We start from the raw sequence: 13,707 nt of genomic DNA on the forward strand, positions 1-13,707 counted from the left end.
TCAGGCGCCGATGATGCTGCGGATATCCGCCGCCAGCTCGCGCACCCGTTCTTCCTCGGTATCCCACGAGCACATGAACCGCGCCCCGCCGCTTCCAATGAAGGTATAGAAGCGCCAGCCCCTGCCGCGCAGTGCTTCGATGGCGTGCTCCGGCATCTGCAGGAACACCCCGTTGGCCTCCACCGGGAACATCAGTTCCACCCCCGGCAAGTCACTCACCAGCGAGGCGAGCAACTGCGCGCAATGGTTGGCGTGATTGCCATGACGCAGCCAGGCGCCATCTTCCAGCAGGCCCACCCAAGGCGCCGACAAGAAACGCATCTTCGACGCCAGTTGCCCGGCCTGCTTGCAGCGGTAGTCGAAGTCCTCGGCCAGTTGGCGGTTGAAGAACAGGATCGCCTCGCCCACCGCCATGCCGTTCTTGGTGCCGCCAAAGCACAGCACATCGACGCCGGCCTTCCAGGTCAGCTCGGCCGGGCTGCAGCCCAGGAACGAGCAGGCATTGCTAAAGCGCGCGCCGTCCATGTGCAGGTTAAGGCCCAGCTCCTTGCAGGTGGCGCTGATCGCCTTCAGCTCGTCGGGGCGATAGACGGTGCCCACCTCGGTGGCCTGGGTAATGGTCACGACCCGTGGTTTGGGGTAGTGGATGTCCTGGCGCTTCAGCGCCACTTCGCGGATCGACTGCGGCGTCAGCTTGCCGTTGACGCTGGGCGCAGTCAGCAGCTTGGAGCCGTTGGAGAAAAACTCTGGCGCACCGCACTCGTCGGTTTCGACGTGGGCGGTCTCGGAGCAGATCACGCTGTGGTAGCTCTGGCACAGCGAGGCCAGGGCCAGGGAGTTGGCGGCGGTGCCGTTGAAGGCGAAGAACACCTCGCAGTCGGTTTCGAACAGGTTGCGGAAGTATTGCGCGGCGCGTTCGGTCCACTGGTCGTCGCCGTAGGCGCGGTCGTGGCCGTGGTTGGCCTTCTCCATGGCCGCCCAGGCTTCGGGGCAGATACCGGAATAGTTGTCGCTGGCGAATTGTTGGCTCTTATCTGTCATGACACTGTCCTGTGAACGACGCAGATCAGCACTCTAAACCATCGATTCAGCAGTTGCCTATACAAGCGGTGCAGCGTTTGATTTCGGCATTGCCTGTACTGGCCTCTTCGCGGCTAAAGCCGCTCCCACAGGGATATTGCAAGCATTGAAGCACCGCCGTACCTGTGGGAGCGGGTTCACCCGCGAAAGGGCCGGCACGGGCGACACAAAAGCGAATGTCGTAAACGCGCCATTGCAAGGCGTGCGCAGGCATCTGACCTGCCCCGGCCAGTCATAACATCGCCACAAAGGGCCGCAGTGCCCCACGACAAAAAACGATCGCTGCCGGGAGATACACGATGTTCAGCAAGCAAGACCAGATCCAGGGTTACGACGATGCACTGCTGGCGGCGATGAATGCCGAAGAACAGCGCCAGGAAGACCACATCGAGCTGATCGCCTCGGAAAACTACACCTCCAAGCGCGTGATGCAGGCCCAAGGCAGCGGCCTGACCAACAAGTACGCCGAAGGCTACCCGGGCAAGCGCTACTACGGTGGCTGCGAGCACGTGGACAAGGTGGAAGCCCTGGCCATCGAACGCGCCAAGCAGCTGTTCGGTGCCGACTACGCCAACGTCCAGCCGCACTCCGGCTCCTCGGCCAACGGTGCCGTCTACCTGGCCCTGCTGCAGGCCGGTGACACCATCCTCGGCATGAGCCTGGCCCACGGCGGCCACCTGACCCACGGCGCCAAGGTGTCGTCCTCGGGCAAGCTGTACAACGCTGTGCAATACGGCATCGACACCACCACCGGCCTGATCGACTACGACGAAGTCGAGCGCCTGGCTGTCGAGCACAAGCCGAAAATGATCGTTGCCGGCTTCTCGGCCTACTCCAAGACCCTCGACTTCCCGCGCTTCCGCGCCATCGCCGACAAGGTCGGTGCGCTGCTGTTCGTCGACATGGCCCACGTAGCCGGCCTGGTTGCCGCTGGCCTGTACCCGAACCCGATCCCGTTCGCCGACGTAGTCACCACTACCACCCACAAGACCCTGCGCGGTCCGCGTGGTGGCCTGATCCTGGCCAAGGCCAACGAAGAGATCGAGAAGAAGCTCAACGCCGCCGTATTCCCGGGCGCCCAGGGTGGCCCGCTGATGCACGTGATCGCCGCCAAGGCCGTGTGCTTCAAGGAAGCGCTGGAACCTGAGTTCAAGAGCTACCAGAAGCAAGTCATCGAAAACGCCCAGGCCATGGCCCAGGTGTTCATCGACCGTGGCTATGACGTGGTCTCCGGCGGTACCGACAACCACCTGTTCCTGGTCAGCCTGATTCGCCAGGGCCTGACCGGTAAGGATGCCGACGCAGCCCTGGGCCGCGCGCACATCACCGTCAACAAGAACGCCGTGCCGAACGACCCGCAGTCGCCGTTCGTCACCTCGGGCCTGCGCATCGGCACCCCGGCCGTCACCACCCGTGGCTTCAAGGTCGCGCAATGTGTAGCCCTGGCCGGCTGGATCTGCGACATCCTCGACAACCTCGGTGACGCAGACGTCGAAGCCGATGTGGCGAAGAACGTCGCGGCCCTGTGCGCAGATTTCCCTGTTTACCGCTGAGTGGAGCCACACACCATGCAACGTTACTCGGGCTTCGGCCTTTTCAAGCACTCCCTCAGCCACCACGAGAACTGGCAGCGCATGTGGCGCACGCCAACCCCTAAAAAGGTCTACGACGTGGTTATCGTCGGCGGTGGCGGCCATGGCCTGGCCACGGCCTACTACCTGGCCAAAGAACACGGCATCACCAACGTTGCCGTGATCGAGAAGGGCTACCTGGGCGGCGGCAATACCGCCCGTAACACCACCATCGTGCGTTCCAACTACCTGTGGGATGAGTCGGCGCACCTGTACGAGCACGCCATGAAGCTGTGGGAGGGCCTGTCCCAGGACCTCAACTACAACGTGATGTTCTCCCAGCGCGGCGTGTACAACCTGTGCCACACCCTGCAGGACATGCGTGACTCCGAGCGCCGCGTCAGCGCCAACCGCCTGAACGGCGTGGATGGCGAGCTGCTCAACACTGCCCAGGTCGCGGCCGAGATCCCGTACCTGGACTGCTCGAAGAACACCCGCTACCCGATCCTCGGTGCCACCGTGCAGCGCCGTGGCGGCGTGGCCCGTCACGACGCCGTGGCCTGGGGCTTCGCCCGTGCCGCTGACGCCTTGGGCGTGGACCTGATCCAGCAGACCGAAGTGATCGGTTTCCGCAAGGAAAACGGCGCGGTCATTGGCGTGGAAACCAACAAAGGCTTCATCGGCGCCAAGCGCGTCGGCGTGGTCACTGCCGGTAACTCCGGGCACATGGCCAGGCTGGCCGGCTTCCGGCTGCCGCTGGAATCGCACCCGCTGCAAGCACTGGTATCCGAACCGATCAAGCCGATCATCGACAGCGTGATCATGTCCAACGCCGTACACGGCTACATCAGCCAGTCCGACAAGGGCGACCTGGTGATCGGTGCCGGTATCGACGGCTGGGTTGGCTACGGCCAGCGCGGTTCGTACCCGGTGATCGAGCACACCCTGCAGGCCATCGTCGAGATGTTCCCCAACCTCTCGCGCGTGCGCATGAACCGTCAGTGGGGCGGTATCGTCGATACCTCGCCGGACGCCTGCCCGATCATCACCAAGACCCCGGTCAAGAACATGTTCTTCAACTGCGGTTGGGGTACTGGCGGCTTCAAGGCGACCCCGGGTTCGGGCAACGTCTTCGCCGCGAGCCTGGCCAAGGGCGAAATGCACCCACTGGCCGCGCCGTTCTCCATGGACCGTTTCTACAGCGGCGCACTGATCGACGAACACGGCGCTGCCGCCGTCGCCCACTAACCGGAGACACCGTCATGTTGCATATTTTCTGTCCCCACTGCGGCGAGCTGCGCTCCGAAGAAGAGTTCCACGCCTCTGGCCAGGCGCACATCGCCCGCCCGCTGGACCCTAACGCCTGCTCCGACGAGGAGTGGGGTACCTACATGTTCTACCGTGACAACCCACGCGGTATTCACCACGAACTGTGGGACCACGTTGCCGGCTGCCGCCAGTACTTCAACGTCACCCGTGACACCGTGACCTACGAAATTCTGGAAACCTACAAGATTGGCGAGAAGCCGCAAGTGACCGCCAGCGGCAAGCAAAGCAGCGCTGCGTCGACCGTCAAAGGCCAAGGGGAAAAAGTATGAGCCAGACCTATCGCCTCGCCAGCGGCGGCCGTATCGACCGCAGCAAGGTCCTGAACTTCAGCTTCAACGGCAAGACCTACCAGGGTTATGCCGGTGACAGCCTGGCCGCCGCGTTGCTGGCCAACGGCGTCGACATCGTCGGCCGCAGCTTCAAGTATTCGCGTCCACGCGGCATCATCGCCGCCGGTACCGAAGAGCCGAACGCCATCCTGCAGATCGGCTCCAGCGAAGCCACCCAGATCCCCAACGTGCGTGCCACCCAGCAGGCGCTGTACGCAGGTCTGGTAGCCACCAGCACCAACGGCTGGCCGAACGTCAACAACGACGTCATGGGCATCCTTGGCAAGGTGGGCGGCAGCATGATGCCGCCGGGCTTCTACTACAAAACCTTCATGTACCCGAAATCGTTCTGGATGACTTACGAGAAGTACATCCGCAAAGCCGCCGGCCTTGGCCGCGCGCCGCTGCAGAACGACCCGGACAGCTACGACTACATGAACCAGCACTGCGACGTGCTGATCGTCGGCGCCGGCCCTGCTGGCCTGGCCGCCGCACTGGCCGCTGCCCGCAGCGGTGCCCGCGTGATCCTGGCTGACGAGCAGGAAGAGTTCGGCGGCAGCCTGCTCGACACCCGCGAAACCCTCGACGGCAAGCCTGCTACCGATTGGGTCAACGCCGTGGTCAAGGAGCTGGAAAGCCTGCCGGAAGTGACCCTGCTGCCACGTGCCACGGTCAACGGCTACCACGACCATAACTTCCTGACCATCCACGAGCGCCTCACCGACCACCTCGGCGACCGCGCCCCGATCGGCCAGGTTCGCCACCGCGTGCACCGCGTGCGTGCCAAGCGCGTAGTGCTGGCTGCCGGCGCTCACGAGCGCCCGCTGGTGTACGGCAACAACGACGTGCCGGGCAACATGCTGGCTGGCGCCGTGTCCACCTACGTACGCCGTTACGGCGTGGCCCCGGGCCGCAAGCTGGTGCTGTCGACCAACAACGACCACGCCTACCGCGCCGCGCTGGACTGGCACGACGCCGGCCTGCAAGTGGTCGCCATCGCCGACGCCCGTCACAACCCGCGTGGCTCGCTGGTCGAAGAAGCGCGTGCCAAAGGCATCCGCATCCTCACCTCCAGCGCCGTGATCGAGGCCAAGGGCAGCAAGCATGTTACCGGCGCCCGTGTGGCCGCCATCGACGTGCAGGCACACAAGGTCACCAGCCCTGGCGAAACCCTCGAGTGCGACCTGATCGCCACCTCCGGCGGTTACAGCCCGATCGTGCACCTGGCTTCGCACCTGGGCGGTCGCCCGGTATGGCGTGAAGACATCCTCGGCTTCGTGCCGGGCGATGCTCCGCAGAAACGCGAATGCGTGGGTGGCATCAACGGCGTCTACGCCCTGGGCGACGTGATCGCCGATGGCTTCGAAGGCGGCGTTCGCGCAGCCACCGAAGCAGGCTTCAAGGCCACCGTTGGCAGCCTGCCGAAAACCGTTGCACGCAAGGAAGAGGCCACTGTGGCGCTGTTCCAGGTGCCGCACGACAAAGGCACTGCCCGTGCACCCAAGCAGTTCGTTGACCAGCAGAACGACGTCACCGCAGCCGCCATCGAACTGGCCACCCGCGAAGGCTTCGAGTCGGTCGAGCACGTGAAACGCTACACCGCGCTGGGCTTCGGTACCGACCAGGGCAAATTGGGCAACATCAACGGCCTGGCCATTGCCGCCCGTTCGATCGGCATCACCATCCCGGAAATGGGCACCACCATGTTCCGTCCCAACTACACGCCGGTTACCTTCGGCGCGGTAGCGGGCCGTCACTGTGGTCACCTGTTCGAGCCCGTACGCTTCACCGCCCTGCATGCCTGGCACGTGAAGAACGGCGCCGAGTTCGAAGATGTCGGCCAGTGGAAGCGCCCATGGTACTTCCCGAAAGCCGGTGAAGACATCCACGCCGCCGTGGCCCGTGAATGCAAGGCCGTGCGCGACAGCGTGGGCCTGCTGGACGCCTCGACCCTGGGCAAGATCGACATCCAGGGCCCGGATGCGCGTGAGTTCCTCAACCGCATCTACACCAACGCCTGGACCAAGCTCGACGTGGGCAAGGCCCGCTATGGCCTGATGTGCAAGGAAGACGGCATGGTCTTCGACGACGGCGTAACCGCCTGCGTCGGCGACAACCACTTCATCATGACCACCACCACTGGTGGCGCCGCCCGCGTGCTGCAGTGGATGGAGCTGTACCACCAGACCGAATGGCCGGAACTGAAGGTGTACTTCACCTCGGTCACCGACCACTGGGCCACCATGACCCTGTCCGGCCCTAACAGCCGCAAGCTGCTCAGCGAGCTGACCGACATCGACATGGACAAGGAAGCCTTCCCGTTCATGACCTGGAAAGAAGGCAACGTCGGCGGCGTACCGGCCCGGGTGTTCCGAATCTCGTTCACCGGCGAGCTGTCGTACGAAGTCAACGTACAGGCCAACTACGCCATGGGCGTGCTGGAACAGATCATCGAGGCAGGCAAGAAGTACAACCTGACCCCGTACGGCACCGAGACCATGCACGTACTGCGTGCCGAGAAGGGCTTCATCATCGTTGGCCAGGACACTGACGGCTCGATGACCCCGGATGACCTGAACATGAGCTGGTGCGTGGGCCGCAACAAGCCGTATTCGTGGATCGGTCTGCGTGGCATGAACCGCGAAGACTGCGTGCGCGAAAACCGCAAGCAGCTGGTGGGCCTGAAGCCGGTCGACCCGACCAAGTGGCTGCCGGAAGGCGCCCAGCTGGTGTTCGACCCGAAACAGCCAATCCCGATGGACATGGTTGGCCACGTCACCTCCAGCTACGCGTCCAACTCCCTGGGCTACTCGTTCGCCATGGGTGTGGTCAAGGGCGGCCTCAAGCGCATGGGCGAGCGCGTGTACTCGCCACAGGCGGATGGCAGCGTGATCGAGGCGGAGATCGTGTCTTCGGTGTTCTTCGATCCGAAGGGTGAGCGGCAGAACGTTTGAGGCTTCACCGGTAGCTCTGATTGGAATGCGACCTCTGTGGGAGCGGGTTCACCCGCGAATGCGATGGTGAATTCACCACCCTCTTCGCGGGTAAACCCGCTCCCACACGGGGTCTCCTCAGTCTGTGACTACAGGTTCTACCTCAGGTCTTCGCGATCAACAGAATTCAAGGCAGGTAAGAAATGAGCGCTATCAACGTCTTCCAGCAAAACCCCGGCGCCGAGGCCAAGGCCCAGTCGCCACTGCACCACGCCGACCTGGCCAGCCTGGTTGGCAAAGGCCGCAAGAACGCAGGCGTGACCCTGCGTGAACGCAAGTTCCTCGGCCACCTGACCCTCCGTGGCGACGGCCACGACCCGGAATTTGCCGCCGGCGTGCACAAGGCCCTGGGCCTGGAGCTGCCAGTGGCCCTGACCGTGGTCGCCAACAACGAAATGTCGCTGCAATGGATGGGGCCGGACGAGTGGCTGCTGATCGTCCCGGGGGCCAGGAGTTTGCCGTCGAGCAGAAGCTGCGCGCGGCCCTCGAAGGCCAGCACATCCAGGTGGTCAATGTCAGCGGCGGGCAGAGCCTGCTGGAGCTGCGCGGCCCGAACGTGCGCGAAGTGCTGATGAAGTCCACCAGCTATGATGTTCACCCGAACAACTTCCCGGTGGGCAAGGCTGTCGGCACCGTGTTCGCCAAGTCGCAACTGGTGATCCGCCGTACCGCCGAAGACACCTGGGAGCTGGTGATTCGCCGCAGCTTCGCCGACTACTGGTGGCTGTGGCTGCAGGACGCTTCGGCCGAGTACGGCCTGAGCATCGAGGCTTAAGGAGAGCGAACATGAGTCGGGCACCGGATACCTGGATTCTCACCGCCGACTGCCCGAGCATGCTCGGCACCGTCGACGTGGTGACGCGTTACCTCTTCGAGCAGCGCTGCTACGTGACGGAGCACCACTCCTTCGATGACCGGCTGTCGGGGCGTTTCTTCATTCGCGTGGAGTTCCGCCAGCCGGACGATTTCGACGAGGCAGGCTTCCGTGCCGGCCTCGCCGAGCGCAGCGATGCGTTCGGCATGGCGTTCGAGCTGACTGCACCGAATCACCGGCCCAAGGTGGTGATCATGGTGTCCAAGGCCGACCACTGCCTGAACGACCTGCTGTATCGCCAGCGCATCGGTCAGTTGGCCATGGACGTGGTCGCGGTGGTGTCCAACCACCCTGATCTGGAGCCCCTGGCGCACTGGCACAAGATCCCTTACTACCACTTCGCCCTCGACCCCAAGGACAAGGCTGGGCAAGAGCGCAAGGTACTGCAGGTGATCGAGGAAACCGGCGCCGAGCTGGTGATTCTTGCGCGTTATATGCAGGTGCTGTCGCCCGAGTTGTGCCGGCGCCTGGATGGCTGGGCGATCAACATTCACCACTCGTTGCTACCAGGGTTCAAGGGCGCCAAGCCGTACCACCAGGCGTACAACAAGGGCGTGAAGATGGTCGGTGCCACGGCGCACTACATCAACAACGACCTCGACGAAGGGCCGATCATTGCCCAGGGTGTCGAGGTGGTGGACCACAGCCATTACCCCGAAGATCTGATTGCCAAAGGGAGGGACATCGAATGCCTGACCTTGGCGCGAGCGGTGGGGTATCACATCGAGCGGCGGGTGTTCCTCAACGCCAACCGGACGGTCGTTCTCTAGCGCCTGTTCCGGCCTCTTCGCGGGCGCGCCCGCTCCCACAGGTAAAGTGACCGTCCTGAAGGTTACGCAATACCTGTGGGAGCGGGCGTGCCCGCGAATGGCCCCACCATTTTTCCCTTGCCGCTAAAAGGCATCTCCCTGTCGCTCCCAGTCAGTGCATCCCGCCCCATCAGGCCCACAATTCCCCTCATTCCAGAAACACATGCCGCCCACGGATGGCGGCGCGTTCAACCACCGCTGCATAAATATAAATCAAGCGAGGTAAGAGCATGTCTGGCAATCGTGGAGTGGTATATCTCGGCGCCGGCAAGGTCGAGGTGCAGAAGATCGACTACCCGAAAATGCAGGACCCACGCGGCAAGAAGATCGAGCACGGCGTGATCCTGAAGGTGGTCTCCACCAACATCTGCGGCTCCGACCAACACATGGTCCGCGGCCGCACCACTGCCCAGGTCGGCCTGGTCCTGGGCCACGAAATCACCGGTGAAATCGTCGAAAAAGGCCGCGATGTCGAGCGCATGCAGATCGGCGACCTGGTCTCGGTACCCTTCAACGTCGCTTGTGGCCGTTGCCGCTCCTGCAAAGAGATGCACACCGGTGTCTGCCTCACCGTCAACCCGGCCCGCGCCGGCGGTGCCTACGGCTACGTCGACATGGGCGACTGGACCGGTGGCCAGGCCGAATACGTGCTGGTGCCGTACGCCGACTTCAACCTGCTGAAACTGCCCGAGCGCGACAAGGCCATGGAGAAGATCCGTGACCTGACCTGCCTGTCCGACATCCTGCCGACCGGCTACCACGGTGCCGTGACTGCCGGTGTCGGCCCGGGCAGCACCGTCTACGTCGCCGGTGCCGGCCCGGTTGGCCTGGCCGCCGCTGCTTCGGCGCGCCTGCTGGGCGCTGCCTGCGTGATCGTTGGCGACCTCAACCAGGCCCGCCTGGCCCACGCCAAGTCCCAGGGCTTCGAAGTGGTCGACCTGTCCAAGGACACCCCGCTGCATGAGCAGATCGTCGACATCCTCGGCGAGCCGGAAGTGGATTGCGCCATCGACGCCGTAGGCTTCGAGGCCCGCGGCCATGGCCACGAAGGGGCCAAGCATGAAGCGCCGGCCACCGTGCTGAACTCTCTGATGCAGGTTACCCGCGTTGCCGGCAACATCGGTATTCCGGGCCTGTACGTGACCGAAGACCCGGGCGCGGTGGATGCTGCCGCCAAGATCGGCGCGCTGAGCATCCGCTTCGGCCTGGGCTGGGCCAAGTCGCACAGCTTCCACACCGGCCAGACCCCGACCATGAAGTACAACCGCCAACTGATGCAGGCGATCATGTGGGATCGGATCAACATTGCCGAAGTGGTGGGAGTGCAGGTGATCAACCTGGATCAGGCGCCGGAAGGGTATGGCGAGTTTGATGCGGGTGTGCCGAAGAAGTTTGTGATCGACCCGCACAAGATGTGGGGGGCGGCGTAACAACCGTCGTTAGACAAGAGCCCCTCGTATCGAGGGGCTTTTTCATGGTAGTCCGTGTCAGTTGTTTGGGTTGGCACTCTGGTGCCTGCGCACACCTTCCATTAATGATGAAAGGCTAGATGCACTTGGGGCATGGTTGGAAATGATGCTGGCTCGTGGTGCACTTGGATCATAGTTGGAAATGATACTGGCTCGTGGTGCACTTGGATCATAGTTGGAAATGATGCTAGCCCGAGGTGCGCTCGGATCATAGTTGGAAATAATGCTGCCTCGGGGTGCTGTGGGGGCTAGTGATGCCTTTTCGGCAGCCAATAATTCTAGCGCAGATTTAAGCTTTTCTGTTGTTCTCTCCGCCTTTTCGACGATTAGTGAAAGTTCGGAATTTGCTTTATGAATGTCATCTGCCATATCATCTAAGTAAGTGCGGAACGCCTTGTGCCCAGTCGCTCTATATACTGTGTGTCTATTTTTTATGTGTTCTGGAGCCTTGTGTTGGAGTGCTTCAAGATTCTGTATGTAGTTGGTTTTTCCCTGTGCTCTATCGTTTAGCTTTCCAAGCTTTCTTTCGTAGTGAGAAACATTTTGGGCCGGTGTGCGGTTCTTTCGCATCATGTGACCGGTAGGGTCAGTATAGTTAATTGGGTCCCCTGCACAGTAGGCATATGGGTTGATCCAGCCCTTGTCGAAAGGAGAAAGTGTATCGGGGGAAAGAAAGCGCATAAGTATTGCCGAGTAGGCCCTGTAGCTGCCAAGAAGATATAATCCCGTTCGTTCTGCGCGCTCGCCATTGAAGCCCAATAGCGATCTGGACGAAGGTATAGTGGCTGCATTCCCATAAGGGGAGTAGCTATGTAACTCTGGGGGCGAGATGCCCTTTACGGCGGTCACGGACCCTTTAATGTCCACAGTCAGCAAATTGCAATATTCTGCGGAGTCCGATTGTCTCTCAGCAAGTGCAATCTGAATACCTCGGAAAATCGAGCAGTTCCGTTTGCCAGTTTTTACAGTGGTAATTTTTTGATTCTGATAGAAATGCTTTTCGCTACTCATGGCGCATTTTCCGATTCTCGAGAAAATTGTGTGCTGGACACGCTGACATTACCGAGTATCTGTTGGCTTGATCCGCGCCGCTACTGACAAAAATGCTAGGTCATTGCGTCAAGGCAGGCTTCCTGAGCTTTGGCTGAACACCTGATATCCGGCCCGGAACAACCGCTGAAAACAAGTGTCAAAACCCTCGTTTCCCAAAGGCCATCCCGGCCGACGAGGTCCCTCCCGATGAAAGCATTCACCCTGGCAACCCTGATGACCCTGGCCGCAAGCCCGGTGTTCGCCTTCAACCTCAGCGACGCCGCCAACGCCGTGTCTGCCATGCAGAACCAGCAACAGCAAGGCCAGGTGCAGGCGCCCGAGGCGCAGGCCAATTTGCTCAACACCTTGGGCAGCCAATTGAATATCACCCCCGAACAGGCCATTGGCGGGGCAGGGGCGATGTTGGGGCTGGCGCGCAATAACCTGAGCAGCGATGACTATGGGCAATTGACCAAGGCGGTGCCGGGGCTGGACCTGCTTGCGGGGGCCAATGCACTGGGTGGCTTGAGTGGCCTGGGTGAGTTGCTGGGCAAGAACAGCGGGAGCCAGTCGGCCTTGAACAATGCGCTGGGCAGCAATGTGGAAAACCGCAGCGACCTGGACAATGCGTTCAAGGCGCTTGGGATGGATACCGGGATGATCGGGCAGTTTGCGCCGTTGCTGCTGCAGTACCTGGGGCAGCAGGGGATTGCCGGGGCGTTGTTGCAGAACCTGGGCAGCTTGTGGACTACCCCGGCGCCATTGACCCAACCTTCGGTCTGATCATTTTCTAACACCAGTACCGGCCTCATCGCCGGCAAGCCGGCGATGGGGCCAGCACAGCCAGCGCAATTTTCAGGTCATGTAGCTTCGGTGAAGTCCACCAACCGCACTGGGCGACGGAAGCCGGCGGTCAGCACAGCCAGGTACGCCAGGCCCAGCGCAAACCAGCACAGGCCAATGACCAAGGTCAGCGCCGACAGGCTGGTCCACAGCCACAGTGTCAGCACCAACCCCACCAGCGGCACCAGGCCATAGCTCACCAGCCCTTTGAGGCTGCGCTGCGAGGCATCGTCCACCAGATGGGTCTTCACCACCGCCAGGTTCACCGTCGAAAACGCGACCAGCGCACCAAAGCTGATCAGCGAGGCAAGGGTCGCCAGGTCGATTACCAGTGCCAGTAACGAGAACGCCGAAACCAGCAAAATGGCGAACACCGGCGTGCCAAAACGCGGTGACAGGTAGCCGAAAGTGCGCTGCGGCAGCACCTTGTCGCGCCCCATGGTAAACAGAATACGCGACACCGCCGCCTGCGAGGCCAGCGCCGAGCCCAGGCTGCCAGCGACATACGCAGCTGTGAAGAAGTTGGCCAGGAACTGCCCGCCCGCCTTGAACATCACTTCGTTGGCCGCCGCGTCGGCATTGGCAAAGGTGGTGCCCGGCAGCACCAGCTGGCTGACGTAGGCCAGCACGGTGAACAGCAAGCCGGCGAACAGGGTGGTGAGGATGATGGCGCGTGGCACATCGCGGCGGGCATCACGGCATTCTTCAGCCAAGGTCGAGACAGCATCGAAGCCGAGGAACGACAGGCACAGCACTGCAGCCCCTGCCATCAGGGCGCCAAAGCCCGGCTGCGAACCGTCGCCCAGCAGCGGCGACAGCAGGTCGAGCGGCTGGCCAGCCAGAGACTGGCAGGACAGGGCGACGAACACCACGATGAAGATGATCTGCGCGCCAACGATCAGGTTGCTGGTCTTGGCCACCGAGTGAATGCCGACCACGTTGAGCACCGTGACCAGGGCAATCGAGGCCAGCGCGATCGACCACGCGGGGATGGCCGGAAAGGCAATGTTGAGGAACAGGCCGATCAGCAGGTAGTTGATCATCGGCAGGAACAGGTAATCCAGCAGCAGCGACCAACCGGCCAGGAAGCCGATGTTCGGGCCGAAGGCCATGTTGGTGTAGGAGTACGCGGAGCCCGCGACCGGGAAGCGCTTGACCATGAAGCTGTAGGAGGTGGCGGTGAACAGCATGGCCACCAGCGTCACGATATAGGCGCCGGCAGTGCGGCCACCGGTGAGTTCGGTGACGATGCCGTAAGTGGTGAAGATGGTCAGCGGGACCATGTACACCAGGCCGAAGAACACCAGGGCAGGCAGCCCGAGGACACGGCGGAGCTGGGCGGGGGTGGAGCTGGGTGGGTTGGCCATCGTTCGATCCA

10 protein-coding genes and 1 pseudogene are annotated in these 13,707 nt (G+C 62.3%); 8 read left to right on the plus strand and 3 right to left on the minus strand.

All coding sequences use genetic code 11. The annotated features are described in order from the left end of the window. Complete coding sequence (locus tag MKK04_RS01460; RefSeq protein ID WP_207837970.1) at positions 1–1,041, minus strand: threonine aldolase family protein; 1,041 nt, start codon at positions 1,039–1,041, stop codon at positions 1–3. A 338-nt stretch (positions 1,042–1,379) separates the two neighbouring features. On the opposite strand from MKK04_RS01460, the gene MKK04_RS01465 reads away from it, so the two are divergent. From MKK04_RS01465 to fdhA, 7 genes and pseudogenes are all read left to right on the plus strand, one after another. Beyond that, positions 1,380–2,633 (plus strand): serine hydroxymethyltransferase, encoded by a 1,254-nt coding sequence (locus tag MKK04_RS01465; protein WP_207837971.1) that lies wholly within the window; start codon positions 1,380–1,382, stop codon positions 2,631–2,633. 15 nt (positions 2,634–2,648) lie between these two features. Further along, positions 2,649–3,899, plus strand: coding sequence for a sarcosine oxidase subunit beta family protein (locus MKK04_RS01470; protein WP_063914518.1), 1,251 nt, complete (start codon positions 2,649–2,651; stop codon positions 3,897–3,899). A gap of 14 nt (positions 3,900–3,913) precedes the next feature. Further along, positions 3,914–4,249 carry a sarcosine oxidase subunit delta gene (locus tag MKK04_RS01475; RefSeq protein ID WP_039613194.1) on the plus strand — a complete coding sequence of 112 codons (336 nt, stop codon included), beginning with the start codon at positions 3,914–3,916 and terminating at the stop codon, positions 4,247–4,249. Continuing rightward, positions 4,246–7,263, plus strand: a complete 3,018-nt coding sequence (locus MKK04_RS01480) for a sarcosine oxidase subunit alpha (protein WP_063914519.1) — start codon at positions 4,246–4,248, stop codon at positions 7,261–7,263. The genes MKK04_RS01475 and MKK04_RS01480 overlap by 4 nt, the downstream gene beginning before the upstream one ends. A gap of 182 nt (positions 7,264–7,445) precedes the next feature. Continuing rightward, positions 7,446–8,077: pseudogene (locus MKK04_RS01485) on the plus strand (sarcosine oxidase subunit gamma). 11 nt (positions 8,078–8,088) lie between these two features. Next, positions 8,089–8,946: a formyltetrahydrofolate deformylase gene (gene purU, locus MKK04_RS01490; protein WP_207837974.1), complete on the plus strand. Its 858-nt coding sequence runs from the start codon at positions 8,089–8,091 to the stop codon at positions 8,944–8,946. Between the two features lie 269 nt (positions 8,947–9,215). After that, on the plus strand, positions 9,216–10,415 hold the full coding sequence (fdhA, locus tag MKK04_RS01495; RefSeq protein WP_039613198.1) for a formaldehyde dehydrogenase, glutathione-independent: 1,200 nt from the start codon (positions 9,216–9,218) through the stop codon (positions 10,413–10,415). A gap of 57 nt (positions 10,416–10,472) precedes the next feature. Here fdhA and MKK04_RS01500 read toward each other — a convergent pair whose 3' ends face one another. After that, positions 10,473–11,465, minus strand: a complete 993-nt coding sequence (locus MKK04_RS01500) for an RHS repeat-associated core domain-containing protein (RefSeq protein ID WP_241106169.1) — start codon at positions 11,463–11,465, stop codon at positions 10,473–10,475. A gap of 228 nt (positions 11,466–11,693) precedes the next feature. On the opposite strand from MKK04_RS01500, the gene MKK04_RS01505 reads away from it, so the two are divergent. After that, entirely contained in the window at positions 11,694–12,269 is a 576-nt protein-coding gene (locus MKK04_RS01505; protein ID WP_207837976.1) for a DUF2780 domain-containing protein, read from the plus strand. 77 nt (positions 12,270–12,346) lie between these two features. Here MKK04_RS01505 and MKK04_RS01510 read toward each other — a convergent pair whose 3' ends face one another. Beyond that, a complete protein-coding gene (locus MKK04_RS01510) occupies positions 12,347–13,696 on the minus strand; it encodes an APC family permease (protein ID WP_233688031.1) in 1,350 nt (449 codons plus the stop codon). Between the last annotated feature and the right edge of the window lie 11 nt (positions 13,697–13,707).

The sequence above is a fragment of the Pseudomonas sp. LS.1a genome (assembly GCF_022533585.1).
GTDB lineage: Bacteria > Pseudomonadota > Gammaproteobacteria > Pseudomonadales > Pseudomonadaceae > Aquipseudomonas.